The following is a 26,099-nucleotide window of genomic DNA, read 5'->3' on the forward strand; positions in this document are numbered from 1 at the left end:
CGCCCCTTACAGCTTCATCAGGCTGGCGTCGTCGACCGAGGCCGAGTGGCGGGTACGGAACAGGGACACGATGATCGCGAGGCCGACCACGACCTCCGCGGCGGCGACCACCATCACGAAGAAGGCGATGATCTGGCCGTCGAGGTTGCCGTGCATGCGGGAGAACGTCACCAGGGCCAGGTTGCAGGCGTTGAGCATGAGCTCCACGCACATGAACAGCACGATGGCGTTCCGCCGGACCAGGACGCCCGCGGCACCGATGGTGAACAGCAGGGCGGCCAGGTAGAGGTAGTTGACCGGGTTCACTTCGCCGCCTCCTCACGGCCGAGGCGCTCCGCGGAGCGCTGCTCCAGGGCCTTCAGGTCGCTCAGTGCCTCCGGGGACACGTCGCGGATCTGACCGCGGGCCCGCAGGGTCTGGTTGACCGTCAGCTCGGACGGGGTGCCGTCGGGCAGCAGACCGGCCACGTCCACGGCGTTGTGCCGGGCGTAGACGCCGGGCGCGGGCAGCGGGGTGACCTGCTTGCCCTCGCGGACCCGCCGTTCGGCCTGCTCGCGCTGGGTGGCGGCGCGCTCGGTGCGCTCGCGGTGGGTGAGCACCATCGCGCCGACCGCCGCCGTGATGAGCAGGGCGCCGGTGAGCTCGAAGGCGAACACGTACTTGGTGAAGATCAGCTCGGCCAGGGCCTCGACGTGTCCGCCGGAGTTGACCCGGCCGAGTCCGTTGAAGGTCTTCAGGCCGGCGTTACCGATGCCGCCGATCAGCAGGACGCCGAAGCCGAGGCCGCACAGCAGGGCCAGCCGGCGCTGCCCCTTCAGGGTCTCCTTGAGGGAGTCCGCGGCGGTGACGCCGACGAGCATCACCACGAAGAGGAACAGCATCATGATGGCGCCGGTGTAGACGACGACCTGGACGATGCCCAGGAAGTAGGCGCCGTTGGCGAGGTAGAACACCGCCAGGATGATCATCGTGCCGGCCAGCGACAGGGCGCTATGCACGGCCCGCTTGAGCAGGATGGTGCTCAGCGCGCCGATGACGGCCACGGTGCCGAGGATCCAGAACTGCACCGCCTCGCCGGTGGAGGTGGTCGAGGCGGCGGCCGCGATCGCGCTCACGCCTGTACCTCCTCGGGCTTCCCGGCGCCGGTGGCGTCGGAGGCGTCGGAGGGGTCGGCGGGGGTCTCGCCCTGGGAGACGGCGGTCTGGCGGACCGTGTCGGGGGCGGCCGCGGTGACGAGGCCGCGGTAGTAGTCCTGCTCGTCGGTGCCGGGGTGGATGGCGTGCGGGCTGTCCACCATGCCCTCGGTGAGTCCGACCAGCAGCTGCTCCTTGGTGTAGATGAGCGACTGGCGGCTGGAGTCGGCGAGTTCGAACTCGTTGGTCATGGTGAGGGCGCGGGTGGGGCAGGCCTCCACGCAGAGCCCGCAGAGGATGCAGCGGGCGTAGTTGATCTGGTAGACGCGGCCGTAGCGCTCGCCCGGGGAGTAGCGCTCCTCCTCGGTGTTGTCCGCGCCCTCCACGTAGATGGCGTCGGCCGGACAGGCCCAGGCGCACAGCTCGCACCCGATGCACTTCTCCAGGCCGTCGGGGTGGCGGTTGAGCTGGTGCCGCCCGTGGAAGCGGGGGGCGGTGGTCTTCGGCTGCTCCGGGTACTGCTCGGTCAGCCGCTTCTTGAACATGGCCTTGAAGGTCACGCCGAAGCCGGCGACCGGGTTCTGCCATTTCTCGTCAGACATTCCCGGCACCCTCCTCTCGGTCACTGTCGGTCTGGGTCCCGCCGCTGGCGATCAGTTCGCGGTCGCCGCGGGGCCGTCGGCGCGGTACCGGCGGAAGGGTCTGGCCGGGCAGGGGCGGCACGGGGTAGCCGCCCGCCATGGGGTCGAACTCGGCCGGGGCGGTGGGGGCGGTCGCTTTCGCGGCGCCCCTGCGGTCCCGGATCACGTCCACCACCAGGGAGATCAGCAGGATGCCGAGGACGGCCCCGCCGACGTACAGCACGATCGACTGGAAGTCGTAGTTCTCGTTGCGCAGGGCCCGGACGGTGGCGACGAGCATGAGCCAGACCACGGAGACCGGGATGAGCACCTTCCAGCCGAGCTTCATCAGCTGGTCGTAGCGGACCCGGGGCAGGGTGCCGCGGAGCCAGATGAAGAAGAAGAGGAGGACCTGCACCTTGAGGACGAACCAGAGCATCGGCCACCAGCCGTGGTTCGCGCCCTCCCAGTAGGTGGAGATCGGGGCCGGGGCCCGCCAGCCGCCGAGGAAGAGGGTGACGGAGACCGCGGAGACGGTGACCATGTTGACGTACTCGGCGAGCATGAACATCGCGAACTTGATCGAGGAGTACTCGGTGTTGAAGCCGCCGACCAGGTCGCCCTCGGACTCGGGCATGTCGAAGGGGGCGCGGTTGGTCTCGCCGACCATCGTGATCACGTAGATCAGGAAGGACACCGGCAGCAGGATCACGAACCAGCGGTCCTGCTGGGCCTCCACGATCGCGGAGGTGGACATGGATCCGGAGTAGAGGAACACCGAGGCGAAGGCGGCGCCCATGGCGATCTCGTAGGAGATCATCTGCGCGCAGGAGCGGAGTCCGCCGAGCAGCGGGTACGTGGAGCCGGAGGACCAGCCCGCGAGCACGATGCCGTAGATGCCGACGGAGGCCACCGCGAGGATGTAGAGCATCGCGATGGGCAGGTCGGTCAGCTGCATGGTGGTGCGCTGGCCGAAGATGGAGACCTCGTTGCCGGGGGGTCCGAAGGGGATCACGGCGATGGCCATGAACGCCGGGACCGCGGCGACGATGGGGGCGAGGATGTAGACGACCTTGTCGGCGCGCTTGACGACGAGGTCTTCCTTCAGCATCAGCTTGACGCCGTCGGCGAGGGACTGGAGGAGGCCCCAGGGGCCGTGCCGGTTGGGGCCGATGCGCAGCTGCATCCAGGCGACGACCTTGCGCTCCCACACGATGGACAGGAGCACGGTGACCATCAGGAAGGCGAAGCAGAACACCGCCTTCAGGACGACCAGCCACCACACGTCGCGGCCGAAGAGGGACAGGTCCTCCGCGGCCAGTTCTACCGCGTTCACGCGCGCACCTCCGGCGTGCCGTCGCTGGGCCGGGCCGCGGGTACGGCCGGGCCGATGCGGACGAGGGTGCCCGGCCGGGCACCGGTGTCCGAGAGGACTCCGCCGCCGGTGGAGTTCAGCGGGAGCCAGACCACGCGGTCGGGCATGCCGGTGATCCGGAGCGGGAGTTCGGTGGTGCCCGCGGGGCCGGTGACGGCGAGCAGGTCGCCGTTCTCGACCCCGGTCTCGGCGGCCGTGGCGGCGGAGAGCCGGGCTTCGGCGGCGTGCCGGGTGCCGGCGAGGGCGTCGTCCCCTTCCTGGAGGCGGCCGCGGTCGAGGAGGAGCCGGTGTCCGGCGAGGACCGCCTCGCCCGCGGCGGGCCGGGGCAGGGGTTCGGGGCGGACGGGGTCCTCGGTGGCGCGGGGGCCGGTCCAGGGGCCGAGGGCGTCGAACTCGCGGCGGACGGCGTGCACGTCGGGCAGGCCCAGGGGCCGGTCGGCGGCGTCGGCCAGCATGTGCAGGACGCGGAGGTCGGCGGGGGCGAGGGTGCGGGTCATGTGGTCGGGCTTGACGGCCGCTTCGAAGGGGCGGACGCGGCCTTCCCAGGTGAGGAAGGTGCCGGCCTTCTCGACGACGGCGGCGACCGGGAAGACGACGTCGGCGTGGTCGGTGACCTCGCTGGGGCGCAGTTCCAGGGCGACGGTGAAGGCTTCCCGGACGGCTTCGCGGGCGCGGGCGGGGTCGGGCAGGTCGGCGAGTTCGACGCCCGCGACGAGCAGGGCGCCGAGTTCGCGGCCGGCGGCGGCCTCGATGATCTGGCCGGTGTCGCGGCCGTAGCGGTGCGGGAGTTCGTCCAGGCCCCAGGCGTCGGCGACCTCTTCGCGGGCCCGCGGGTCGGTGGCCGGGCGGGCGCCGGGGAGCAGCGAGGGCAGGGCGCCCGCTTCGACGGCGGCGCGTTCGCCGGCCCGCCGGGGGATCCAGACGAGGCGGGCGCCGGTGGCGGCGGCGGCGCGGACGGCGGCGGTCAGGGCGCCGGGGACGGCGGCGAGCCGTTCGCCGGCGAGGATGACGGCGCCGGGGGCGCGCAGGGCCTCGGCGGCTTCGGTGCCGGCGGGGTCGAGTCCGGTGCCGGAGGCGAGGGCGTCCAGCCATTCGGGTTCGGTGCCGGGGGCGGCGGCGAGGAGGGTGCCGCCGGCCTTGGTGAGGCCGCGGGTGGCGAAGGCGGTGAGGCCGAAGGTCCGCTGCTTGTGCTTGCGGTGGGCCTTGCGGAGCCGCAGGAAGACGCCGGGGGCCTCTTCCTCCGCTTCGAGTCCGGCGAGGAGGACGGCGGGTGCCTTCTCCAGGGCGGTGTAGGTGACGCCTTCGCCGTCGAGGTCGGTGCCGTGTCCGGCGACGGTGGCGGCGAGGAAGTCGGCTTCCTCGGCGCTGTGGACGCGGGCCCGGAAGTCGATGTCGTTGGTGTCGAGGACGACGCGGGCGAACTTGGCGTAGGCGTAGGCGTCCTCGACGGTGAGGCGGCCGCCGGTGAGGACTCCGGCGCGGCCTCGGGCGGCGGCCAGGCCGCGGGCGGCGGCTTCGAGGGCCTCGGGCCAACTGGCTTCGTGGAGTTCGCCGGTGGCGGGGTCGCGGACCAGGGGGGTGGTGAGGCGGTCGGGGCGCTGGGCGTAGCGGAAGCCGAAGCGGCCCTTGTCGCAGATCCACTCCTCGTTGACCTCGGGGTCCTCGGCGGCGAGCCGTCGGAGCACCTTGCCGCGCCGGTGGTCGGTGCGGGTGGCGCAGCCGCCGGAGCAGTGTTCGCAGACGCTCGGGGAGGAGACGAGGTCGAAGGGGCGGGAGCGGAAGCGGTAGGCGGCGGAGGTGAGCGCGCCGACCGGGCAGATCTGGATGGTGTTGCCGGAGAAGTAGGACTCGAAGGGGTCGCCTTCGCCGGTGCCGACCTGCTGGAGGGCGCCGCGTTCGAGGAGTTCGATCATCGGGTCGCCGGCGACCTGGTTGGAGAAGCGGGTGCAGCGGGCGCAGAGCACGCAGCGTTCCCGGTCCAGGAGGACCTGGGTGGAGACGGGGACCGGCTTCTCGTAGGTGCGCTTGCGGCCTTCGAAGCGGGATTCGGCGTTGCCGTGGGAGACGGCCTGGTTCTGCAGGGGGCATTCGCCGCCCTTGTCGCAGACGGGGCAGTCCAGCGGGTGGTTGATGAGGAGCAGCTCCATGACCCCGCGCTGGGCCTTGTCGGCCACGGGGGAGGTGAGCTGGGTCCGGACCACCATGCCGTCGGTGCAGGTAATGGTGCAGGAGGCCATGGGCTTGCGCTGGCCTTCGACCTCGACGATGCACTGGCGGCAGGCGCCCGCGGGGTCGAGGAGGGGGTGGTCGCAGAACCGGGGGATCTCGATGCCGAGCTGTTCGGCGGCCCGGATGACCAGGGTGCCCTTGGGCACCGACAGGGGGATCCCGTCGATGGTGAGGGAGACCAGGTCTTCGCGGGGGGCGGCCGCCTCGCCGCCCCCGGCGGGGGCGCTGCTGGTCACGGTCATGCGGTCACCTCCGTGTCGGCCCAGAGGGTCGACTTCGCCGGGTCGAAGGGGCAGCCCCCGCCCGTGATGTGCTGCTCGTACTCGTCGCGGAAGTACTGGAGCGAGGAGAAGATGGGGCTGGCGGCGCCGTCGCCGAGGGCGCAGAACGACTTGCCGTTGATGTTGTCGGCGATGTCGTGGAGCTTGTCGAGGTCGGCGAGGGAGCCCTTGCCGGCTTCGATGTCGCGGAGGAGCTGGACCAGCCAGTAGGTGCCCTCGCGGCAGGGGGTGCACTTGCCGCAGGACTCGTGGGCGTAGAACTCGGTCCAGCGGGTGACGGCGCGGACCACGCAGGTGGTCTCGTCGAAGCACTGGAGCGCCTTGGTGCCGAGCATGGAGCCGGCGGCGCCGACGCCCTCGTAGTCGAGGGGCACGTCGAGGTGCTCGTCGGTGAACATGGGGGTGGAGGAGCCGCCGGGGGTCCAGAACTTGAGCCGGTGCCCGGGGCGCATGCCGCCGCTCATGTCGAGGAGCTGGCGCAGGGTGATGCCCAGGGGGGCTTCGTACTGGCCGGGGCCCGCCACGTGCCCGGAGAGGGAGTAGAGGGTGAAGCCGGGGGACTTCTCGGTGCCCATCGACTTGAACCAGTCCTTGCCGCGGTTGAGGATCGCGGGCACGGAGGCGATGGACTCGACGTTGTTCACGACGGTGGGGCAGGCGTACAGGCCCTCGACGGCCGGGAAGGGCGGGCGGAGCCGGGGCTGGCCGCGGCGCCCTTCGAGGGAGTCGAGGAGGGCGGTCTCCTCACCGCAGATGTACGCGCCGGCGCCGGCGTGGACGGTGATGTCGAGCTTGAGTCCGCTGCCGAGGACGTCCTCGCCGAGGTAGCCGGCCTCGTACGCCTCGCGGACCGCCTCGTGCAGGCGGCGCAGGACGGGCACGACCTCGCCGCGGAGGTAGATGAAGGCGTGCTCGGAGCGGATCGCGTAGCAGGCGATGATCATTCCCTCGATGAGGGAGTGCGGGTTGGCGAAGAGGAGCGGGATGTCCTTGCAGGTGCCGGGCTCGGACTCGTCGGCGTTGACCACGAGGTAGTGGGGCTTGCCGTCGCCCTGCGGGATGAACTGCCACTTCATGCCGGTGGGGAAGCCCGCGCCGCCTCGGCCGCGCAGACCGGAGTCCTTGACGTACGCGATGAGGTCGTCGGGGCTCATGGCCAGGGCCTTGCGCAGGCCCTGGTAGCCCTCGTGGCGCAGGTAGGTGGACAGGGTCCAGGACTCGGGGTCGTCCCAGAAGGCGGACAGTACGGGTGCGAGCAGCTTCTCGGGGCTGTCGGATCCGCTGCCGGGCCGGGAGGTCCCGCCGAGGTTCTCCGGTGAGGACACGCTCATCACTCCCCTCCCTCGGTGGTGGTCTCGCCGCGCGGGTGCACGATCGGGGCGTGGGCGGCTTCGCCGCGGGCCAGTCGGAGGCCGATCAGGGAGGCGGGGCCCGCTCCGCCGGTGGCGTGCACGGCGCCTTCGCGAGTGTCGGGGAAGCCCGCGAGGATCCGGGCGGTCTCCTTGTAGGTGCACAGGGGGGCGCCGCGGGTGGGTTCGACGGGGTGGCCGGCGCGGAGGTCGTCGACGAGCTCCTTGGCGGAGCGGGGGGTCTGGTTGTCGAAGAACTCCCAGTTGACCATCACCACGGGGGCGAAGTCGCAGGCCGCGTTGCACTCGATGTGTTCGAGGGTGATCTTGCCGTCGTCGGTGGTGCCGTTGTTGCCGACCCCGAGGTGCTCCTGGAGCTCCTCGAAGATGGCGTCGCCGCCCATGACCGCGCACAGGGTGTTGGTGCAGACCCCGACCTGGTATTCGCCGGAGGGCTTGCGCCGGTACATGGTGTAGAAGGTGGCGACGGCCGTCACCTCGGCGGTGGTGAGGTCGAGCATCTCGGCACAGAAGCGCATGCCGGTGCGGGAGACGTACCCCTCCTCCGACTGCACGAGGTGGAGCAGGGGGAGCAGGGCGGAGCGGCTGTCCGGGTAGCGGGCGATCACCTCCCGGGCATCGGCCTCCAGGCGGGCCCGTACCCCCTCGGGGTAGTCGGGTGCCGGGAGTTGCGGCATGCCGAGCGGAACGTCGGTCATCGGTCGACGCCTCCCATCACGGGGTCGATGGAGGCGACGGCGACGATGACGTCGGCGACCTGGCCGCCCTCGCACATCGCGGCCATGGCCTGCAGGTTGGTGAAGGACGGCTCCCGGAAGTGCACCCGGTAGGGCCGGGTGGCTCCGTCGGAGACCATGTGGACGCCGAGTTCTCCCTTGGGGGATTCCACGGCCTCGTAGATCTGGCCGGGCGGGACCCGGAAGCCCTCGGTGACCAGCTTGAAGTGGTGGATCAGGGCTTCCATGGAGGTGCCCATGATCTTCTTGATGTGGTCGAGGGAGTTGCCGAGGCCGTCGGGGCCGAGGGCGAGCTGGGCGGGCCAGGCGATCTTCTTGTCGCCGACCATGACGGGGCCGGGCTCCAGGCGTTCCAGGCACTGCTCGACGATCCGCAGGGACTGGCGCATCTCCTCCATGCGGACGAGGAAGCGGCCGTAGGCGTCGCAGGTGTCGGCGGTGGCGACCTCGAACTCGTAGTTCTCGTAGCCGCAGTAGGGGGCGCTCTTGCGGAGGTCGTGCGGCAGGCCCGCGGAGCGCAGGACCGGGCCGGTGGCGCCGAGGGCCATGCAGCCGGTGAGGTCGAGGTAGCCGACGTCCTGCATGCGGGCCTTGAAGATGGGGTTGCCGGTGGCGAGCTTGTCGTACTCCGGCAGGTTCTTGTGCATGGTCTTCACGAAGTCGCGGAGCTGGTCCACGGCGCCGGGGGGCAGGTCCTGGGCGAGGCCGCCGGGCCGGACGTACGCGTGGTTCATGCGCAGGCCGGTGATCAGCTCGTAGATGTCGAGGATCATCTCGCGGTCGCGGAAGCCGTAGATCATCATCGTGGTGGCGCCGAGTTCCATGCCGCCGGTGGCGATGCAGACCAGGTGCGAGGCGATCCGGTTGAGCTCCATGAGGATCACGCGGATCACGGAGGCCCGGTCGGGGACCTCTTCGGTGATGCCGAGGAGCTTCTCCACGCCGAGGCAGTACACCGTCTCGTTGAAGAACGAGGTGAGGTAGTCCATGCGCGTGACGAAGGTGGTGCCCTGGGTCCAGGTGCGGAATTCGAGGCTCTTCTCGATTCCGGTGTGGAGGTAGCCGATGCCGCAGCGGGCCTCGGTGACGGTCTCGCCGTCGATCTCCAGGATCAGGCGCAGCACGCCGTGGGTGGAGGGGTGCTGGGGGCCCATGTTGACGACGATGCGCTCGTCGTCGGCCTTGACCGCGGAGCGGACGAGCTCGTCCCAGTCCCCGCCGGTGACGGTGTAGACGGTGCCCTCGGTGGTTTCACGGGGCGAGGCAGGCGAAGTGCTCACGAGTACGACCTCCGCTGGTCGGGAGCCGGGATCTGGGCGCCCTTGTACTCGACGGCGATCCCGCCGAGCGGGTAGTCCTTGCGCTGGGGGTGGCCCTGCCAGTCGTCGGGCATCATGATCCGCGTGAGGGCCGGGTGTCCGTCGAAGAGGATCCCGAAGAAGTCGTACGTCTCCCGCTCGTGCCAGTCGTTGGTCGGATAGACCTCGACGAGGGAGGGGACCCGGGGGTCGTTCTCGGGGACGGAGACCTCCAGCCGGATCAGCCGGCCGTGGGTCACCGAGCGCAGGTGGTAGACGGCGTGCAGCTCGCGGCCCTTGTCCGCCGGGAAGTGGACCCCCGAGACGCCGGTACAGAGCTCGAAGCGCAGCGCGGGGTCGTCGCGGAGGGTGCGGGCCACCCGGACCAGGTGCTCGGGGGCGATGTGGAAGGTGAGCTCCCCGCGGTCCACGACGGTCTTCTCGATGGCGTTGGCGGGCAGCAGGTCCTGCTCGTCGAGGGCGCCTTCGAGTTCGTCGGCGACCTCGTCGAAGTAGGAGCCGTAGGGGCGGGCGGACGGGCCGGGCATGGCCACGGTCCGGACCAGGCCGCCGTAGCCGCTGGTGTCGGAGCCGTCACGGGCGCCGAACATCCCGGTGCGGACGCCGATCACCTCGCCGCCCTGGTTCCGGGGGGCAGGAACGTTGCCGCTCTCGGCCGTGGGGTCCTCGGTCACCGCAGCAGGCCCTTCATCTCGATGGTGGGGAGCGCCTTCAGGGCCGCTTCCTCCGCCTCCCGGGCCGCCTCTTCCCGGTTCACGCCGAGCTTGGAGGTCTGGATCTTCTGGTGGAGCTTGAGGATCGCGTCCATCAGCGCCTCGGGGCGGGGCGGGCAGCCGGGGAGGTAGATGTCCACGGGCATGATGTGGTCGACGCCCTGGACGATCGCGTAGTTGTTGAACATGCCTCCGGAGGAGGCGCAGACGCCCATGGAGATGACCCACTTCGGCTCTGCCATCTGGTCGTAGACCTGGCGGACGACGGGGGCCATCTTCTGGCTGACGCGGCCGGCGATGATCAGGAGGTCGGCCTGGCGCGGGGAGCCCCGGAACACCTCCATGCCGAAGCGGGCGAGGTCGTAGCGGCCGGCGCCGGTGGTCATCATCTCGATGGCGCAGCAGGCGAGGCCGAAGGTGGCGGGGAAGACGGACGCCTTGCGCACCCATCCCGCGGCCTGCTCGACGGTGGTCAGCAGGAAGCCGCTCGGCAGTTTTTCTTCGAGTCCCATGGGTTCAGCCCCTCAGTCCCATTCCAGGCCGCCGCGACGCCACACGTACGCGTACGCGACGAAGACGGTGAGCACGAAGAGCAACATCTCCACGAGCCCGAAGATCCCCAGGGAGTCGAAGGTGACGGCCCAGGGGTAGAGGAAGACGATCTCGATGTCGAAGACGATGAACAGCATCGCCGTGAGGTAGTACTTGATCGGGAAACGCCCGCCGCCCGCCGGCATGGGAGTGGGTTCGACCCCGCACTCGTAGGCTTCGAGCTTCGCCCGGTTGTACCGCCGGGGGCCGATCAGCGTGGCCATGACCACGGAGAAGATCGCAAACCCTGCCCCGAGGGCGCCGAGCACGAGGATGGGCGCGTAGGCATTCACGCTCCTCGCTCCTTCCAGTCGTCCTTGACCGTTGGACCGCATCGCCGGCGCATGTCCCGCCTCGCGAAGATCGTGTACATGTGAGGCAGTTCACAAGCCGGACTGCCCCGCATCCTATGCCTGTACATCTGTGATCTGCGACACGGGTAACGCCAACTGATTTGTGATCTCCACCACCTGACGAACGATCATGAAGTCAGATGACCGGTGATCTATACACGCGAAGCACTCGCATGATCACCAAAGGTGACATCGAGGGGCGTTCTCGCTGGTCCGCGGCCGGTTCCCCTATCAAACCGTGGTAACTGCATGCAAATTTTGTGCACGGTCGTGCGAGTGGTATACGGACTGCCATCGCTCGTGCGGGGGACCCCTCGGGGAGCGGAGTGGACGCCCTTCTTCCACGGATCCCCGCGTGCGTGCGTTCACGAGCGGGGGCCGGCCGGATTTCGACCCGGACTCCGTGATGTTCCTGTGACCTGCGCCACTCGGTCTCCGTGGCGGCAAAAGGGGGCTTGGCCATCCTTGCCGACGGATGGTAGGCACCGGATCAATTCGGACTTATTGCTGAAAACCCATGATCACAGCCTTGTGACGGCCTGTCCGATTCGCCCGTTGTGCCGTCAATGAGCGGGGCAACACGCCCGGTTCGCGCCCTCCGGCGGGCAACTGTGGCGCAGACCACGTTTCTTGAAGGGAACCCGCGAGCCCTGATAGCGGTTGTTCCCATGTCCCATACCGCTCACATACCCAGCCACCGGAAGCCCCGCCGGAGCGCCTCGAAGCTCGCGGTCCGCGCCGGAGTTGCCGGTGGCGTCCTCAGCACCCTGGCCCTGGCCGGGCCGGCCAGCGCCGCGCCGTCCGAGCCGGTGACCGAGACGCTCGAAATGCCGGTCCTCGACCTGGACCTCGCGGCCGCCCACGTCGCCACCGCCCTGACGCAGTCCGCCGACGCGGCCAAGGCCCGTGCGCTCGACACCGAGCTGACCGCGCAGCAGCAGAGTGCCGAGAAGAGCGCCGCCACCACGGCCAAGAAGTCCAAGCAGGCCGCCGTGCAGAAGGCGGAAGAGGAAAAGGTCGCCAAGGCCGAGGCCCAGGCCGAAGCGGAGGCCGAGGCCCAGCGCGCCGCCGTCGCCGAGCGCGCCTCCCGCAGCGCCTCCCGCACCTCCCTGGGCAACGGGAACGGCTCCTCCTCGTCCTCCGCCGACGAGGGCACCGTCAGCGACGGCGGTTCCTCCAGCAAGTCCAAGGCGAGTTCCAGCTCCGCCTCCCAGATCGTCAACTTCGCCCTGGCGCAGGTCGGCAAGTCCTACGTCCGCGGCGCCACCGGCCCCTCCGCGTACGACTGCTCCGGCCTGGTGCAGGCCGCGTACCGCCAGGTCGGCATCACCCTGGACCGCATGTCCCAGGACCAGTCCAACGCCGGTCGCTCCGTCTCCCTGAGCAACCTCCAGCCGGGCGACATCGTCTACTGGGGCGGCAAGGGCAGCGCCTACCACGTGGGCATCTACGTGGGCGGCGGCGAGTTCGTCGGCGCCCAGAACCCCTCCACGGGCGTCGTCAAGCGCTCCATGGACTGGGACCGCCCCTCCGGCGCCGTCCGCGTCCTCTGACCCACCCCTCCCCGGCGCCTCCTGACGCCGCCTGATGTCCGGAACGTCCCTGGACGTCCGACCGCGCACCGTACGTCCCCGGGTGCGCGGCGCCGAGGACCGCTCCGGCGGCCCGGAGCCACGAGGTCCGAAGGGCCGGTACTCCCCCGCTCGGGGGTGGAGTACCGGCCCTTCGCCGTGCCCGGGGCCGGAGTTCAGCCCAGCCGCGCCGCCAGCCGGAAGCGGGCCTCGCGCTGCTCGCGGAACAGCGCGAGGGTCTCGGCGTGCCGCTCCGCCAGCCGGTGCTGATGGGCCGTCTCCACCGCCGCCCAGACGCCCACGAGGTTGACCTCCCGCTTGCAGGCCACGTCCCGGACCGCGGCGGCCACCGCCGCCGGACCGCCCGGATCCGTGCCCGGCCCCAGCTTCTCCGGGAGTTCGTACGGGCTCGCCACCCCCCGGTACCCGGACCGCGCCAGGCAGGCCGACCACCGGGTGAGGGCCGCCACCACCCGGGAGTCCCGACGGGCCCGGGTGTGCGCCTCGGCGGCGAGCCCGAAGGCGAAGAGCAGGTCCACGCTGTCCCGGTGCGGGGCGTAGAGCGTGCGGTACCCCTCGCGCAGGCAACCGCCCGCGGGCACCCGCAGCCCGCCGACCACGAGCCCGCTGTCGGTGCGGGCCGCCTCCTCCTGCGTCCGCGGATCCGGACCGGCCGGGCCGGTCTCCCCCGGGCGCTGCCCGTGCAGCACGGTGCGGGCGCTGTCGCTCAACGCGGCGGCGGGCTCGCGGGCCGGGCGCGGCCGGCCCGCCTCCCGGTCGTAGCCGTGGACGGCGGCGTGCCGGGGATCGGTGAGGCCGTACAGCCAGCGGTGCCCCTCCGCCCGGGTGCCGGTCCCGCCCGTCCGCGCCGGAGGCTCGTACGCGAACCCGAAGCGGGCCATGCAGCGGCTCACCAGGCGGCGCTGGGCCAGATCGCTGCGCCGGGCCTCCTCGGCGCTGTCCGCGTACGCGTCCAGGGGCAGGGTCAGCGAGGCCGTGGGCGGGTCCACGGCCACCCGGCCCAGGGGCGGTTCCCCCGTCCCGGAGCCCCCGCTCCCGGCCGCGGCGCCTCCACCGGCCCCCGAGCAGCCCGCGAGGAGGACCGCGACGGCCGTGACCACGGCGGCGGCCGCGGCGGCCCGGGACCGGGGTCGGGATCCGGGCAGGGGTCGGGGCAGGGGTCGGGCGCGGGCGCGGAGCCGCGCGGGTGGACGGGAGCGGGCGGGGGCGGGGGCGGACGCGGGGCGGGAAGCGGCGGCGGGATCGGCGGCCGGGGCGGGCCGGGGGTTCCGGGGCGACGGAGGGGTACCGGGGCGGGGCGGGGGCTGCATCGGGGCGGGTCCTTCGGTCGGGGAGGGCGGTGGGAGCGGGCGGCCGGAGCCGCTGCGTCCGGGGCCGGACGGGGCCCGGGCCGGACCGGCGGGGCCGCCACGGGGGCGGGACCGTGCCGGGCCGGGGCGGAGTCCGCCGGGAGTAAAGGCCCTGCCCCAGCCGCCGCACAAGGCACACAAGCAGCCAACCGACGTGTCTCACAGGCCACTTGTTCGAGGCTGAAACGGATTCCTAGGATGCGCCTTCATGTCGAAGGAGACGGGGGACGCGGACGCGCACGCGCCGGTGGCGGGGCGGGGCCGGGGACGGCGCCTCGTGCTCGGGGTGGCCGCGGGGGCCGCGCTGATGACGGCGGGCGGACTGCTCGCCACCGTGCTGGTGAAGTCCCCCGCCCGCCTCGCCGCCGAGGCCGCGCCCCCCGAACAGGGCCCGCTGCTCGCCCCGGTCGAGCGGCGGGTCCTGGCCGAAACCGTGGTGGTGCGGGGCACCGTGGTCGCCGACCAGAGCGTGGCCGTACGCCCGCAGGCAGCGGGCGCGGCGGCCGTGGTGACCCGACTTCCGCTCGCCGCGGGCGGCCGGGTGCGCGCCGGCCAACTGCTCGCGGAGGTGTCCGGCCGGCCGGTGTTCGCCCTCCGCGGCCCGCTCCCCGCCTACCGGGACCTGCGCCCCGGGAGCACCGGCGCGGACGTGGCCCAGCTCCAGCGGGCCCTGCGGGAGCTGGGCCGCGACACCGCCCCGGACCGCTCCGGCAGCTTCGGGCCCGGCACCGGGGCCGCCCTGACCGCCCTGTACCGGGCCCTGGGCTACCGGCCGTCCCCCGCCGTGGCGGACGGGGCGGAGGTCCTGGCCACCGCCCGGGAGGCGGTCCGCGAGGCCCGCTGGTCCCTGGAGGACGCCGAGACGGCCCGGACGGAGACGGGACGGGTGGAGGCCGCCGGACCCGCCGGGCCGGAACCCGGGCGGGCGGAGGCGGCCGGGACGGGTGCGGGAGGGGCGGGTGCGGGAGGAACGGAGGCCGGACGGACGGCGGCGGCCGGGGGCGGGCAGGGCGACCGTGCCGGAAGCCTTCCCGGCATCGGGACCGGTACCGGCGGGCGGGCCGGGGACGGCGGCCGGGCGGGCCGGGCCGCCGAACGGGCCGTACTGCGGGCCCGGGAGGTGCTGGCGGAGGCCAGGCGGCGGCTGGCCGCGGCCGAGGCCGCCGACGGGCCCCTCCTCCCCGTGGACGAGGTGGTCTTCCTGCGGGCCCTGCCCGCCCGGGTCAGCGGGGTGGGCGGCCGGGTCGGCGAGCCCGTGACCGGTCCGCTGCTCACCCTCGCCGCGGGCGAACTCCTCGTGGAGACCCTGCTCCCCGCCGACCGGCGGCGGCTGCTGCGGCCCGGGATGCCCGTGCGGATCTCCTCCGAGGCCCTGGGCACGGAGGTGTCCGGGCGGGTCCTGCTCGTCTCCCCGGAGCGGACCACGGCGGCGGCCCCGGCCGCCGGCGCGGACGGCGGGTCGGACGGCGGGGGCGGGTCGGAGGCGGCCGGGGTCCCCGCCGCGTCCGGGCACCGGATGCTGGTGCGGCCGGACCGGCCGCTGCCCGCCGGGTTCACCGGTCAGGACGTCCGGCTCACCGTGGAGGCCGCCGCCACCGCCGGGAAGGCCCTCGTCGTGCCCGTCACGGCCGTCTCGGCCGGGGCGGACGGCCGCACCTCCGTCACCGTGTGGACCGCCCCCGGACCGGGCCGCCGGGTCGAGGTACGGACGGGCACCGGCGGCGACGGCTACGTCGAAGTGGTCCCGGTCCGGCCCGGATCGCTGGCCGAGGGCGATCGGGTGGTGACCGGAACGGCGGGCCCGGACGGGCCGGAAGGCACCCCAGGGGCCGGGGCAGGAACCACGGACGGATCGGCGGACGGAACGGAAAGCGGAACGGGAAACGGAACAGGAATCGGAGTGGGCGCGGAGGACGGGACGGGGGACCCCTCGTGACCGGGGCGCCGGTGGTGGAGCTGCGCGGAGCCGGACTCCGGTACCCGGGGCCGCCCGCCGTGACCGCCCTGAGCGACTGCGATCTGACCGTGGCCCGGGGCGAGTTCCTGACCGTGACCGGTCCCTCCGGCTCCGGGAAGTCCAGCTTCCTGAACCTGGTCGGCCTCCTCGACGTGCCCACCTCCGGGTGCTGCCTCTTCGACGGGATCGACACCCGGGGCCTGCGGGACCGGGAACGGGCCGCGCTGCGCGGGCGCCGGATCGGCTTCGTCTTCCAGTCCTTCCACCTGCTGCCGCGGCGCACCGCCCTGGAGAACGTGGCCCTGGCCCTGCTCTACACCGGGGTGCCGCAGCGGGAGCGGGCGGCGCGGGCGGCCCGGACCCTGAAGCGGGTGGGGCTCGGGCATCGGGCCGGGGCCACCCCGGCGAGGCTGTCCGGGGGCGAGCGGCAGCGGGTCGCGATCGCGCGGGCCCTCGTGGGCCGTCCGGACCTCCTGCTGTGCGACGAGCCCACCGGCAACCTCGACTCGGTGAGCGCGGGTGTCGTACTGGAACTCCTCGCGGAACTCCATGCGGACGGCATGACCGTGGTCCTGATCACCCACGATCCGGCGGTGGCCGCGCGGGGCACCCGGACGGCGGTCCTCCGGGACGGCCGCCTCCTGCCCGCGGAACCCGGCGGGCCCGGGAGCGGTGGGTCCGGAAGCCGTGGGGGCGGCACCGGATGAGGCCGTTCCGGCGGATCGGGCGACGCCGCTCCGAGGACGGGCGCCCGGAGCACGACGGCCCGGAGCACGGAGCGCCCGCCACCCGGCTCTCGGCGCGCGACGCCGCCGCCGAGGCGGTGGCCGGGGTGGTACGACGGCCCGCCCGGTCGGTGCTGACCGCGCTCGGCACGGTCCTCGGGGTCGGCGGGTTCGTGGCGGTGCTGGGCCTGACGGGCACCCTCGCGGCGCGGATCGACGGCCGGTTCACCGTGCTCACGGCGACCGCGGTGACCGTGGAGGACGTGGCCGCGCAGGAGGAGACCGCGGGCGGGGCCACCGGACCCGGGAGCGGCTTCCCCGCGGATGCCGAACGGCGGATCCGGGTGCTGGCCGGGGTCCGCGAGGCCGGGCTGCACTGGCCGGTCACCGACGCGGGGGCCGTCCCCGGGATCGCCGGTACGGGACCGGACCCGGGTCCCGGGAGCACGGAGGCGGCGGTACCGGTGGTGGCGGCCTCGCCCGGCGCGGTCCGGGCCATGGTGCCGCGCCTGCGCCAGGGCCGGCTGTACGACGAGTTCGCCGAGCGGACCCGGCAGCGGGTGGTGCTCCTCGGCAGCGGGGCGGCGGCCCGGCTCGGCGTGACCACCCTGGCCACCCGGCCCGCCGTACGGATCGGCGGGGAACCCTTCGTGGTGGCGGGGATCCTCGCCGACCTCGGGCGGGAACCGGAGAACCTGCTCGCCGCCCTGGTGCCGCGGGCCACCGCCGCCGGGCTGTGGGGGCCGCCGAAGCCGGGGTCCGCGCGGATGCTGGTCGCCACCGAGCCGGGCGCGGCCCGGCAGGTGGCCGCGCTGGCCCCGCTCGCCCTGCGGCCGGACCGGCCCGAGCAGCTGAAGACGGTGCCGCCGCCCGATCCGCGCGCCCTGCGGAGCGGGGTGGGGGACGACCTGGGGCTGCTCTTCCTGCTGCTGGCGGCGGTGTGCCTGGTGGTGGGCGCGGCCGGGATCGCCCACACCACGCTGGTGGCGGTGGTGGAGCGGACCGCGGAGATCGGGCTGCGGCGGGCGCTCGGGGCCCGCGGCCGGCACGTCGCGGCGCACGTGCTGGCGGAGGCCGGGCTGCTCGGCGGACTCGGGGGGCTGGTCGGCACGGCCCTGGGCGTGCTCACCGTGACCGGGATCGCGACGGCCCGGGGCTGGACCCCGGTGCTCTCCCCCGCGGTGGCCCTGGCCGCACCCTGCGTGGGCCTGGCCGCCGGCCTCCTGGCGGGCCTGTACCCGGCGGGTCGGGCGACCCGGATCACCCCCGCCGAAGCCCTCCGCCACTGACCCCCGCCCCACGAGGGCGGGCCGGACGCACCGGTGCCGGGCCGCGCGGGGCGGCCCGGCGGGTGGGGTCAGGCCCGGGGGGCCACCTTCGAGAGGCCGTTGATGACGCGGTCCATGGCGTCGCCGCCCGTGGGGTCGGTCAGGTTCGCGAGCATCTTCAGCGTGAACTTCATCAGCAGCGGGTGCGTCAGACCCCGCTGCGTCGCGATCTTCATGACCTTCGGGTTGCCGATCAGCTTCACGAAGGCGCGGCCCAGCGTGTAGTAGCCGCCGTAGGTGTCCTTGAGGACCTGCGGGTACCGGTGCAGGGCCAGTTCCCGCTGGGCGGGGGTGGAGCGGAAGTGGGCCTGCGTGATGACCTCCGCGGCGATCTGCCCGGACTCCATCGCGTAGGCGATGCCCTCGCCGTTGAACGGGTTGACGAGACCGCCCGCGTCACCGACGAGCAGCAGCCCCTTGGTGTAGTGCGGCTGCCGGTTGAAGGCCATCGGCAGCGCCGCGCCGCGGATCGGCTGGGTCATCTTCTCGGGGGTGTAGCCCCACTCCTCCGGCATCGAGGCGCACCACGCCTTGAGGACCTCGCGCCAGTCCAGCTCCCGGAAGGCGGCGGAGGAGTTGAGGATGCCCAGGCCCACGTTGGAGGTGCCGTCGCCCATGCCGAAGATCCAGCCGTAGCCGGGCAGCAGCCGGTCCTGCGGACCCCGCCGGTCCCACAGCTCCAGCCAGGACTCCAGGTAGTCGTCGTCGTGGCGCGGGGACTCGAAGTACGTGCGCACCGCGACGCCCATCGGCCGGTCCTCGCGCCGGTGCAGGCCCATCGCCAGGGACAGCCGCGAGGAGTTGCCGTCGGCGGCCACGACCAGCGGGGCGTGGAAGGTGACGGCCCGCTTCTCCTCGCCGAGCTTGGCGTGGACGCCCGTGATGTGTCCGGTGCGCTCGTCGCGGATCGGCTCGCCGACCGTGCAGCGCTCGTACAGCCGGGCCCCGGCCTTCTGGGCCTGCCGGGCCAGCTGCTCGTCGAAGTCGTCGCGCTTGCGGACGAGGCCGTAGTCGGGGAAGGAGGCCAGCTCGGGCCAGTCCAGCTGGAGGCGGACCCCGCCCCCGATGATGCGGAGGCCCTTGTTGCGGAGCCAGCCCGCCTCCTCGGAGATGTCGATGCCCATCGACACCAGCTGCTTGGTCGCGCGGGGGGTGAGGCCGTCGCCGCACACCTTCTCGCGCGGGAAAGCCGTCTTCTCCAGCAGCAGGACGTCCAGTCCGGCCTTGGCCAGGTAGTACGCGGTGGTCGAGCCGGCGGGCCCGGCACCGACGACGATCACATCGGCGGTCTGTTCGGAGAGGGGCTCGGTCACTGCGGGGTCTCCCGAAGACTCGTTAGGGGGTGCCGAATGCACAGGACATGGGCAGTCTATGCAGCGAAGTGTGATCACGATCCCGAAGGGCTGTCCGATGAGCGAGCAGTACCCCACCGTCCGGCTCCGTGTTCCCACCGAGGAGGACGCCCTCGCCTGGCACCGGATCTTCGCCGATCCCGAGGTCATGGAGTTCCAGGGCGGGGCCCCCGCCGAACTGTCCGTGTACGAGGAGCTGACCGCCCGGCAGCGGATGCACGACGCCACCCTCGGGGTCTGCTTCTGGACCCTCCTCGACGAGGAGGACCGGGTCATCGGCTTTACCGGCGCGCAGCCCTGGCCCCGGGACTGGGGCCCGGTCGGTGAGATCGAGATCGGCTGGCGGCTGGCCAGGCCGTACTGGGGTCGCGGCTACGTGACCGCCGCCGCCCGCGAGACCCTGGAGCGGGTCCGGTCCGCGGGGATCCCCCGCGTGGTGGCGATGGTGGACTCCCTCAACACCCGGTCCATCGCGGTGGCGGAACGCCTCGGGATGACCCTGGAGGAGACCTTCCCGCTGTCGGCCGGGCGCACCGGCCGCCGCTACGGCCTGGAGTTCGGGGCGGTCGAGCAGGCCGCCTGACCGCTCCGGATCAGGGGGCAGGACAGGGGTGGCAGGGGTGGTGGGAGGAGGGGGCGGGGGCCGGGGGGTCAGAACACGGACAGGCCGGTGAGGGTGGTGAACCGGTCCAGGGCCGCCACCCCCGCCACCGAGTTGCCGCGTTCGTCGAGGCCGGGGCTCCACACGCACAGGGTGCCGTGTCCCGGCACCACCGCGACGATCCCGCCGCCGACCCCGCTCTTGCCCGGCAGGCCCACCCGGTAGGCGAACTCCCCCGCCGCGTCGTACGTGCCGCAGGTCAGCATCACCGCGTTGACCTGCTTGGCCTCGCTGCGCGTCAGCAGCCGTGAGCCGTCCGCGAGCAGCCCGTGCCGGGCCAGGAAGCGGGCGGCCAGGGCCAGATCGGCGCAGCTCGCGGTGATGGAGCACTGCCAGAAGTAGTGGTCCAGGAGGGTCGGCACGGGGTTCGAGATGTTGCCGTACGAGGCCATGAAGTGGGCCAGGGCGGCGTTGCGGTCCCCGTGGTCGGACTCGGAGCCCGCCACGTCCGGGTCGAAGGCCAGGTCCGGGTTGCCGCTCTCCCGCCGCAGGAACTCCAGCAGTTCGCTGCTCGCGTCACCGGTCCAGGTCTGCAGCCGGTCGGTGACCACGAGGGCACCCGCGTTGATGAACGGGTTCCGCGGGATGCCGTTCTCGTACTCCAGCTGCACCAGCGAGTTGAAGGGGTTGCCGGAGGGCTCCCGGCCCACCCGTTCCCAGACGCTGTCCCCGCCGTGCGCGAGGACCAGCGCCAGGGTGAACACCTTGGTGATCGACTGGGTGGAGAAGGGCACCCGCCAGTCCCCCACCCCGTGCACGGTGCCGTCCAGGGTGGCCACCGCCATCCCGAAGCTCCGCGGGTCCACCCCGGCCAGGGCCGGGATGTAACCGGCGGGGGTACCGGTGCCCACGAGCGGGGCGACCTCGGCGGCGATCCGCTCCAGCAGCGCCGGATGGTCCACGGAAGCGGACAGCGCGACGGACACGGCGGTACCCCCTCTTCCCCGGCTAGGCGGCGGGCTTGAAGCCGCGGTGCAGGGCCACGATGCCGCCGGACAGGTTCCGCCAGGCCGACCGCTCCCAGCCCGCCTTCGTGAGGAGCCCGGCCAGGCCCGCCTGGTCCGGCCACTCGCGGATGGATTCGGCCAGGTACACGTACGCGTCCGGGTTCGAGGAGACCGCGCGGGCCACCGGCGGCAGCGCCCGCATCAGGTACTCGGTGTAGACGGTGCGGAAGGGGCCCCACACCGGCTGGGAGAACTCGGAGATGACCACCTTGCCGCCCGGCTTGGTGACCCGGTACAGCTCCCGCAGCGCGCCCTCGGTGTCCTGCACGTTCCGCAGCCCGAAGGAGATCGTGACGGTGTCGAAGACCTCGTCGCGGAAGGGCAGCTTCGTGCCGTCCCCGGCGGTCAGCGGCAGCCACGGGTGCTTCTTCTTGCCCTCGCGGAGCATGCCCAGGGAGAAGTCGCAGGGCACCACGAACGCCCCGGTCGCCGCGTACGGCAGCGAGGAGGTGGCGGTGCCCGCCGCCAGGTCCAGCACCCTTTGCCCCGGTCGGGCGTCCACCGCGCGGGCCGCCTCCCGGCGCCACAGGCGGGCCTGCCCCAGGGAGAGCACGTCATTGGTGAGGTCGTACTTCGCCGCGACTCCGTCGAACATGGAGGCGACCTCGTGGGGCTGCTTGTCCAGGGATGCGCGGGTCACTGGCGTTCGGCCTCGCAGATGTCGGGGTGCGGTGCGCTCGGGCGCGCGGCTGCACGTTCGCCGCCATTCTCGCAGGCCCGCTCCCGACCGGGGCCTCCGGTCCGGCCGCCCCGCCGAGCCGCCCCGCCGAGCCGCACACCACCCGTCCGCCGGACCGCCGCGCTCCCCCGTCCGCCCGCCCGCCGGTCCGCCCATCGGGCGCCGGCCGGAAAGAGCGTCCGGAAAGCCAGTGGTGTGGCACACGGGAGTGGTGTTCCATCTTCCGCGCCCGTACTTCCCCACGGAAAGGCAGGCCCCATGCACCGCCCGCAGTTGCGCGCCCTCGGCGCCGCCCTGGCCCTCGTGGCCCTCCTCGGCACCGGTACCGGCACGGCCTCCGCCGCCGTCGACAAGGACGGCATCCTCGACCCCGGGGAATTCGGGCTGTTCTGCCTCCAGAACCAGGGCGGGGCCGTCTTCGACCTGTACGTCCCCGACGCGGACTTCCGGAACAACTACTTCAAGGGCGGCCTGGCCTGCGCCCAGCACACCACCAACGACTACACGGAGTCCTACCTGAACCGGGACTCCGCCGAGTGGTCGGTGTACACGGAGCCCAACCGCGGCGGGTACGCGGGCTTCATCCCGGCCGGGTACCGGGGCAACGCCAGCACCCTCTACCGGAACAAGATCTCCTCGGCGTACATGGAGCCCTGACCGGGGACCGCCCACCGGCGGACCGGTCGACCCGGCGCCCCGGGCCCGGCGCGCCGGGGACGCCCCGGGGTCAGCGCGCCCGGTACAGGAGCCTGCCGGCGATGACGGTGGCCGCGCAGGAGGCGGCGCCCGCCGCCCGCAGCCCGTCCTCGTCGGGGACGGCGAACACCGCGAAATCGGCCCGGCCGCCCACGGCGAGGGGCCGCACCACCGCGTCGGCGAGCCCGGCCCCGCCGGCCAGCGGGTCCAGGTCGGCGGGGCTCCCGGTCGCCGCCGAGGGGCGCGGGGCCACGGTCTCCAGCCCGGACCGGCTCACCGGCGCGGCCAGCAGCCGGTCCCCGGCGGGCACCGCCACCGCGGTGGTGCCGTGCCGCAGCATCTGCTGGAGGCCCCGCCGCACGCTGCCCGAACGGCGGGCCGCGTCGAGCTCCGGCTCCAGGACCGCCAGCTCCGCCCCGGCCAACGGCAGCCTGCCCAGCCGGTCCGCCTCGCGCGGGTCCGGGTGGTAGCAGCCCTTCAGCAGGAACTCCGCCCGCCACTGGCACAGCCCCGGCGCGAGCACCCCCGACCAGGCCCGCACCCGGGCGTCGGGGCGCAGGGACTCCAGCTCGGCCCGCGGGCCGAGCGCCGCGATCCGGTCCCGTTCGACGAGCACCGCCCCGTCCGGCACCGGCGGGGAGCCCACCGGGAGCAGGAGCGGGGCGGTGTGCAGGGTCAGCACGGGCCGGTCAGCGCGCGTCGAGGAGCTTCAGCTCCGGGTGGGCGGTGCCGCCCTCGATGGCGATGGAGGAGATGTGCGAGACCACCCGCTCGTCCACCGGGTCCTGCGCCGGGTCGGTGTGCACGACCAGGTGCTCGTAGGTGGTGGCCCGCTGGGCCGGGACCCGGTCCGCCTTGCGGATCAGGTCCATGATCTCCTGCCGGTTGGAGCGGTGCTTGGCGCCGGCGGAGGAGACGACGTTCTCCTCCAGCATGATCGAGCCCAGGTCGTCGGCCCCGTAGTGCAGGGAGAGCTGACCGGCCTCCTTGCCCACGGTGAGCCAGGAGCCCTGGATGTGGGCCACGTTGTCGAAGAAGAGCCGCGCGATGGCGATCGTCCGCAGGTACTCGAAGATCGTCGCCTGGGTGCGGCCCTTGAGGTGGTTGTTCTCCGGCTGGTACGTGTACGGGATGAAGGCGCGGAAGCCGCCCGTGCGGTCCTGCACCTCGCGGATCATCCGCATGTGCTCGATGCGCTCGGCGTTGGTCTCGCCGGTGCCCATGAGCATGGTGGAGGTGGACTCCACGCCCAGGCCGTGGGCCAGCTCCATGATCTCCAGCCAGCGCTCGCCGGACTCCTTGAGCGGGGCGATGGCCTTGCGCGCGCGGGCGGGCAGCAGCTCGGCGCCCGCGCCGGCGAAGGAGTCCAGGCCGGCGGCGTGGATCCGCTTGATGGCCTCCTCGGCGCTCACCCCGGAGATGCGGGCCATGTGCTCGACCTCGGAGGCGCCGAGGGAGTGGATGACCAGCTGCGGGAAGGCCCTCTTGATCGCGGAGAAGTGCTCCTCGTAGTACTCCACGCCGAAGTCGGGGTGGTGCCCGCCCTGGAACATGATCTGGGTGCCGCCCAGCTCGACGGTCTCCGCGCAGCGGCGCAGGATGTCGTCGAGGTCGCGGGTCCAGCCCTTCTTGGTGTCCTTGGGGGCCGCGTAGAAGGCGCAGAACTTGCACGCCGTCACACAGACGTTCGTGTAGTTGATGTTCCGCTCGATGATGTACGTGGCGATGTGCTCGGTGCCGGCGTACCGGCGGCGGCGGGCGGCGTCGGCCGCCTTCCCCAGCGCGTGCAGGGGGGCGTGCCGGTAGAGGTCCAGAGCCTCCTCCGCGGAGATCCGGCCCCCTTCGGCGGCGCGGTCGAGGACAGACTGGAGAGCGGCCTGGTCGGTCACCGGTGCCTCACCTTTCGGCGTTGTGTCAAGGGCGCGGACCGGTTCAGCCTACGCCAGGGCCCCGCGGGGCGGTTCGGGGGTCGGGGTTCGGGAGCCGTGCTCCGAGGACGGGGCTCAGCGGCTGCCGGTCAGGGGCTGCGGGTCAGATCGCCTTCCGGGTTCCCGGCGGCGGCGTCCCCGGAGGAGTAGTGCAGGGTGCGGCCGTCGGCGCCGAGGGTGAACCGTTCCTCCGCGGAGCCGCGGGAGCAGAGCACGGAGCGGTCCTCGGCCCCGCCGCCGGTGCTGTCGAGGACGAGGGCCCGGTCGGTGGCGGAGACCAGCTTCCAGTCGGTGGAGCAGTCCAGACCGGGCAGTCCGCCGTCCTGCGGGGCGTCCCGCCCCACGACGGACCCGACCCGGCCCGCCCGGAAGGTGATCTCCACCTGGGAGGGGACGTTGAGGTTCCTGCTGACGACGGTGCCCTTCCAGGTGCCGACGAAGGCGTCGGGCAGGGAGCCGCGCGGGGTCCCCGGCAGCCCGGAGGGGGCGCCCGAGGGGGACGGGGTGCCGGAGGGCGCGGAGGCGGAGGGGCCGCGCGGGGGCGTGGCGCTGCGCGGGGTGGTGGGCGCGTCCGCGTTCCCGGACCGCCCGGTGTCCCCGCCTCCCTGCGGGAACAGGTCGAAGTGGACGGCCCCGCCGATGGTCACCGCCGCCAGGGCGCCGGCCACCGCGAGGGCCAGGGTGCAGCTCGTACGGCGGCCCGCGCGGGCGGTGATGCTGAGCTGCCGGCCGGTCCCGGCAGGTGTCGCGGCCCCGGGGTCGCCGCCCGGTCCGTCCGCGGCGAGGGCGGCGGCCCCGTACCCGGGGTCGGGCGGGCCGAAGACGCCCGCGGGGGTCTTCGCGGGTGCGTCGGGGGCCTCTGCGGCGGGGGTCCCGGTGGCGCCGGTTCCGGGGGCTGCGTCGGGGCCGGGCTCGGAGGGGCTGGTGAAGGGGACGGGGCCGGAGCGGTCGGCGGGCTCGGGGCCGGGCTCCAGGTCCAGGAGCCGTACGGCGGCCCGGGAGATGTCCTCCAGCACGGGGGCGGGCAGCCAGCCCGGCCCGGTGAGGGCGGCCGCGCCCGCCGGGGCGAGCACCGCGACGGCCTCGGCCGGGGTGGGCCGGGCCGTGGCGTCCTTGGCCAGGCAGGCCAGGACCAGTTCGCGGAGCCCGGCGGGCAGCCCGGCACCGATCTCGGGGTCCTCGTGGACCACCTTGTAGAGGAGCGTGGCGGAGTTGTCCCCGGTGAAGGGGGGCACCCCGGTGGCGGCGAAGGCGAGGACGGCGCCGAGGGAGAACACGTCGGCGGCGGCGGTGACCCCGCGACCCAGGATCTGCTCGGGGGCCATGTAGCCGGGCGAGCCCACCGAGACGCCGGTGGAGGTCAGGGAGGCGGTGCCGTCGGCGGCCCGGACGATCCCGAAGTCGATCAGGAGGGGCCGGTCCAGGGAGAGCATCACGTTGGAGGGCTTCACGTCGCGGTGGACGAGCCCCAGGCCGTGCACCGCGGTCAGGGCCTCGGCCAGGCCGGCGCCGACGGCCCGGACCCCGGACTCCGGCAGCGGGCCGTGGGCCGCGATCGCCCGGTCCAGGGAGGGTCCCGCCACGTATCCGGTGGCCACCCAGGGCACCGGGGCATCCGGGTCGGCGTCGAGCACGGGAGCGGTCCACGAGCCGCCCACCCGGCGAGCGGCGGCGACCTCGCGCCGGAACCGGGCCCGGAAGTCCTCGTCCAGGGCGAAGTGGGGGTGGACCACCTTCACGGCGACCGTCCGGCCGCCCTCGCTGCGGCCGAGGTAGACCGCGCCCATGCCCCCGGCGCCGAGCCGCCCCAGCAGCCGGTAGGCCCCGACGGTCCGTGGATCCCCCGCTTCCAGCGGCTGCATGGCGCCCCCTCCTGACGTGCCGGCTCAGCCCTGACCGGGGCGGTACCCGGGTCCGTCCGGCGGGCCGTGACCGGTCGAAGAGACCCTAGCCCCGCGGGCGGCCGCCACCGGGGTGATCGGCCGGATCCGGTGCGCGGGGAGCACGCCGGGGCGGGCCGGGGGGCGGGGGCCCCACCCGTGGCGGAGAACCGATCCTTTCCGGCCGGAAGGCGCACGGTAAGCGGAAAGGGGCACGTCGGAAT

Annotated in this window: 24 protein-coding genes; 6 read left to right on the forward strand and 18 right to left on the reverse strand. The window is 73.4% G+C overall.

Annotated features, from left to right (window positions below; genetic code table 11):
• Nucleotides 1-6: 6 nt before the first annotated feature.
• The 11 genes from nuoK to ABTZ17_RS14025 are packed head-to-tail and all read right to left on the reverse strand — an operon-like array spanning nucleotide 7 to nucleotide 10,661.
• Entirely contained in the window at nucleotides 7-306 is a 300-nt protein-coding gene (gene nuoK, locus ABTZ17_RS13975) for an NADH-quinone oxidoreductase subunit NuoK (protein ID WP_352195818.1), read from the reverse strand.
• Nucleotides 303-1,115 carry an NADH-quinone oxidoreductase subunit J gene (locus tag ABTZ17_RS13980; RefSeq protein WP_352195819.1) on the reverse strand — a complete coding sequence of 271 codons (813 nt, stop codon included), beginning with the start codon at nucleotides 1,113-1,115 and terminating at the stop codon, nucleotides 303-305. Before ABTZ17_RS13980 ends, nuoK begins: the two co-directional genes overlap by 4 nt.
• The gene (gene nuoI, locus ABTZ17_RS13985) at nucleotides 1,112-1,735 is read right to left on the reverse strand and encodes an NADH-quinone oxidoreductase subunit NuoI (protein WP_352195820.1); all 624 of its coding nucleotides are present in this window, start codon (nucleotides 1,733-1,735) and stop codon (nucleotides 1,112-1,114) included. The genes ABTZ17_RS13980 and nuoI overlap by 4 nt, the downstream gene beginning before the upstream one ends.
• Entirely contained in the window at nucleotides 1,728-3,089 is a 1,362-nt protein-coding gene (nuoH, locus tag ABTZ17_RS13990; RefSeq protein WP_352195821.1) for an NADH-quinone oxidoreductase subunit NuoH, read from the reverse strand. The genes nuoI and nuoH overlap by 8 nt, the downstream gene beginning before the upstream one ends.
• Complete coding sequence (locus ABTZ17_RS13995; protein ID WP_352195822.1) at nucleotides 3,086-5,599, reverse strand: NADH-quinone oxidoreductase subunit G; 2,514 nt, start codon at nucleotides 5,597-5,599, stop codon at nucleotides 3,086-3,088. The genes nuoH and ABTZ17_RS13995 overlap by 4 nt, the downstream gene beginning before the upstream one ends.
• A complete protein-coding gene (nuoF, locus tag ABTZ17_RS14000) occupies nucleotides 5,596-6,969 on the reverse strand; it encodes an NADH-quinone oxidoreductase subunit NuoF (RefSeq protein WP_352195823.1) in 1,374 nt (457 codons plus the stop codon). Before nuoF ends, ABTZ17_RS13995 begins: the two co-directional genes overlap by 4 nt.
• Nucleotides 6,969-7,706: an NADH-quinone oxidoreductase subunit NuoE gene (gene nuoE, locus ABTZ17_RS14005; protein WP_352195824.1), complete on the reverse strand. Its 738-nt coding sequence runs from the start codon at nucleotides 7,704-7,706 to the stop codon at nucleotides 6,969-6,971. Before nuoE ends, nuoF begins: the two co-directional genes overlap by 1 nt.
• Nucleotides 7,703-9,025 carry an NADH-quinone oxidoreductase subunit D gene (locus tag ABTZ17_RS14010; protein ID WP_352195825.1) on the reverse strand — a complete coding sequence of 441 codons (1,323 nt, stop codon included), beginning with the start codon at nucleotides 9,023-9,025 and terminating at the stop codon, nucleotides 7,703-7,705. Before ABTZ17_RS14010 ends, nuoE begins: the two co-directional genes overlap by 4 nt.
• Nucleotides 9,022-9,738, reverse strand: coding sequence for an NADH-quinone oxidoreductase subunit C (locus tag ABTZ17_RS14015; RefSeq protein WP_352195826.1), 717 nt, complete (start codon nucleotides 9,736-9,738; stop codon nucleotides 9,022-9,024). Before ABTZ17_RS14015 ends, ABTZ17_RS14010 begins: the two co-directional genes overlap by 4 nt.
• Complete coding sequence (locus ABTZ17_RS14020) at nucleotides 9,735-10,289, reverse strand: NuoB/complex I 20 kDa subunit family protein (protein ID WP_352195827.1); 555 nt, start codon at nucleotides 10,287-10,289, stop codon at nucleotides 9,735-9,737. The genes ABTZ17_RS14015 and ABTZ17_RS14020 overlap by 4 nt, the downstream gene beginning before the upstream one ends.
• A 12-nt stretch (nucleotides 10,290-10,301) precedes the next feature.
• Nucleotides 10,302-10,661, reverse strand: coding sequence for an NADH-quinone oxidoreductase subunit A (locus ABTZ17_RS14025; protein ID WP_352195828.1), 360 nt, complete (start codon nucleotides 10,659-10,661; stop codon nucleotides 10,302-10,304).
• Nucleotides 10,662-11,389: 728 nt separating this feature from the next.
• Here ABTZ17_RS14025 and ABTZ17_RS14030 point away from each other — a divergent pair.
• On the forward strand, nucleotides 11,390-12,274 hold the full coding sequence (locus ABTZ17_RS14030) for a C40 family peptidase (RefSeq protein ID WP_352195829.1): 885 nt from the start codon (nucleotides 11,390-11,392) through the stop codon (nucleotides 12,272-12,274).
• 194 nt (nucleotides 12,275-12,468) lie between these two features.
• Here the strand turns inward: ABTZ17_RS14030 and ABTZ17_RS14035 are convergent, their stop codons facing one another.
• Nucleotides 12,469-13,623 carry a hypothetical protein gene (locus tag ABTZ17_RS14035; RefSeq protein WP_352195830.1) on the reverse strand — a complete coding sequence of 385 codons (1,155 nt, stop codon included), beginning with the start codon at nucleotides 13,621-13,623 and terminating at the stop codon, nucleotides 12,469-12,471.
• Nucleotides 13,624-13,870: 247 nt separating this feature from the next.
• On the opposite strand from ABTZ17_RS14035, the gene ABTZ17_RS14040 reads away from it, so the two are divergent.
• Genes ABTZ17_RS14040 through ABTZ17_RS14050 form a run of 3 tightly spaced genes read left to right on the forward strand, consistent with a single transcriptional unit; the run spans nucleotide 13,871 to nucleotide 17,633 of the window.
• A complete protein-coding gene (locus tag ABTZ17_RS14040) occupies nucleotides 13,871-15,598 on the forward strand; it encodes an efflux RND transporter periplasmic adaptor subunit (protein WP_352195831.1) in 1,728 nt (575 codons plus the stop codon).
• A complete protein-coding gene (locus ABTZ17_RS14045; RefSeq protein WP_352195832.1) occupies nucleotides 15,595-16,326 on the forward strand; it encodes an ABC transporter ATP-binding protein in 732 nt (243 codons plus the stop codon). Before ABTZ17_RS14040 ends, ABTZ17_RS14045 begins: the two co-directional genes overlap by 4 nt.
• Nucleotides 16,323-17,633 (forward strand): ABC transporter permease, encoded by a 1,311-nt coding sequence (locus ABTZ17_RS14050; RefSeq protein WP_352195833.1) that lies wholly within the window; start codon nucleotides 16,323-16,325, stop codon nucleotides 17,631-17,633. The genes ABTZ17_RS14045 and ABTZ17_RS14050 overlap by 4 nt, the downstream gene beginning before the upstream one ends.
• 68 nt (nucleotides 17,634-17,701) lie before the next feature.
• Here ABTZ17_RS14050 and ABTZ17_RS14055 read toward each other — a convergent pair whose 3' ends face one another.
• Complete coding sequence (locus tag ABTZ17_RS14055; protein ID WP_352195834.1) at nucleotides 17,702-18,985, reverse strand: geranylgeranyl reductase family protein; 1,284 nt, start codon at nucleotides 18,983-18,985, stop codon at nucleotides 17,702-17,704.
• A 97-nt stretch (nucleotides 18,986-19,082) separates the two neighbouring features.
• On the opposite strand from ABTZ17_RS14055, the gene ABTZ17_RS14060 reads away from it, so the two are divergent.
• Nucleotides 19,083-19,607 carry a GNAT family N-acetyltransferase gene (locus tag ABTZ17_RS14060; RefSeq protein WP_352195835.1) on the forward strand — a complete coding sequence of 175 codons (525 nt, stop codon included), beginning with the start codon at nucleotides 19,083-19,085 and terminating at the stop codon, nucleotides 19,605-19,607.
• A gap of 68 nt (nucleotides 19,608-19,675) precedes the next feature.
• On the opposite strand, the gene ABTZ17_RS14065 is transcribed toward ABTZ17_RS14060, so the two are convergent.
• Both ABTZ17_RS14065 and ABTZ17_RS14070 read right to left on the reverse strand, forming a co-directional pair.
• Nucleotides 19,676-20,611, reverse strand: coding sequence for a glutaminase (locus tag ABTZ17_RS14065; protein WP_502994672.1), 936 nt, complete (start codon nucleotides 20,609-20,611; stop codon nucleotides 19,676-19,678).
• Nucleotides 20,612-20,633: 22 nt separating this feature from the next.
• On the reverse strand, nucleotides 20,634-21,332 hold the full coding sequence (locus tag ABTZ17_RS14070; RefSeq protein WP_352195836.1) for a demethylmenaquinone methyltransferase: 699 nt from the start codon (nucleotides 21,330-21,332) through the stop codon (nucleotides 20,634-20,636).
• Nucleotides 21,333-21,629: 297 nt separating this feature from the next.
• Here ABTZ17_RS14070 and ABTZ17_RS14075 point away from each other — a divergent pair, with 297 nt between their 5' ends.
• Nucleotides 21,630-22,028 carry a hypothetical protein gene (locus ABTZ17_RS14075; protein ID WP_352195837.1) on the forward strand — a complete coding sequence of 133 codons (399 nt, stop codon included), beginning with the start codon at nucleotides 21,630-21,632 and terminating at the stop codon, nucleotides 22,026-22,028.
• 70 nt (nucleotides 22,029-22,098) lie between these two features.
• Here the strand turns inward: ABTZ17_RS14075 and ABTZ17_RS14080 are convergent, their stop codons facing one another.
• From ABTZ17_RS14080 to ABTZ17_RS14090, 3 genes are all read right to left on the reverse strand, one after another.
• Complete coding sequence (locus ABTZ17_RS14080) at nucleotides 22,099-22,749, reverse strand: imidazolonepropionase-like domain-containing protein (RefSeq protein ID WP_352195838.1); 651 nt, start codon at nucleotides 22,747-22,749, stop codon at nucleotides 22,099-22,101.
• Between the two features lie 7 nt (nucleotides 22,750-22,756).
• On the reverse strand, nucleotides 22,757-23,956 hold the full coding sequence (gene mqnC, locus ABTZ17_RS14085) for a cyclic dehypoxanthinyl futalosine synthase (RefSeq protein ID WP_352195839.1): 1,200 nt from the start codon (nucleotides 23,954-23,956) through the stop codon (nucleotides 22,757-22,759).
• Nucleotides 23,957-24,084: 128 nt separating this feature from the next.
• Nucleotides 24,085-25,857: a serine/threonine-protein kinase gene (locus tag ABTZ17_RS14090; protein WP_352195840.1), complete on the reverse strand. Its 1,773-nt coding sequence runs from the start codon at nucleotides 25,855-25,857 to the stop codon at nucleotides 24,085-24,087.
• Between the last annotated feature and the right edge of the window lie 242 nt (nucleotides 25,858-26,099).

The sequence above is a fragment of the Streptomyces sp. NPDC097619 genome (genome assembly GCF_040302735.1).
GTDB lineage: Bacteria > Actinomycetota > Actinomycetes > Streptomycetales > Streptomycetaceae > Streptomyces.

Coding starts and splice junctions, on each gene's coding strand:
- nuoI (WP_352195820.1), bottom strand. CDS start 1,735: ATGTCTGACGAGAAATGGCAGAACCCGGTCGCCGGCTTCGGCGTGACC.
- ABTZ17_RS13995 (WP_352195822.1), bottom strand. CDS start 5,599: ATGACCGTGACCAGCAGCGCCCCCGCCGGGGGCGGCGAGGCGGCCGCC.
- nuoF (WP_352195823.1), bottom strand. CDS start 6,969: ATGAGCGTGTCCTCACCGGAGAACCTCGGCGGGACCTCCCGGCCCGGC.
- nuoE (WP_352195824.1), bottom strand. CDS start 7,706: ATGACCGACGTTCCGCTCGGCATGCCGCAACTCCCGGCACCCGACTAC.
- ABTZ17_RS14020 (WP_352195827.1), bottom strand. CDS start 10,289: ATGGGACTCGAAGAAAAACTGCCGAGCGGCTTCCTGCTGACCACCGTC.
- ABTZ17_RS14030 (WP_352195829.1), top strand. CDS start 11,390: ATGTCCCATACCGCTCACATACCCAGCCACCGGAAGCCCCGCCGGAGC.
- ABTZ17_RS14035 (WP_352195830.1), bottom strand. CDS start 13,623: ATGCAGCCCCCGCCCCGCCCCGGTACCCCTCCGTCGCCCCGGAACCCC.
- ABTZ17_RS14040 (WP_352195831.1), top strand. CDS start 13,871: ATGTCGAAGGAGACGGGGGACGCGGACGCGCACGCGCCGGTGGCGGGG.
- ABTZ17_RS14050 (WP_352195833.1), top strand. CDS start 16,323: ATGAGGCCGTTCCGGCGGATCGGGCGACGCCGCTCCGAGGACGGGCGC.
- ABTZ17_RS14060 (WP_352195835.1), top strand. CDS start 19,083: ATGAGCGAGCAGTACCCCACCGTCCGGCTCCGTGTTCCCACCGAGGAG.
- ABTZ17_RS14075 (WP_352195837.1), top strand. CDS start 21,630: ATGCACCGCCCGCAGTTGCGCGCCCTCGGCGCCGCCCTGGCCCTCGTG.
- ABTZ17_RS14090 (WP_352195840.1), bottom strand. CDS start 25,857: ATGCAGCCGCTGGAAGCGGGGGATCCACGGACCGTCGGGGCCTACCGG.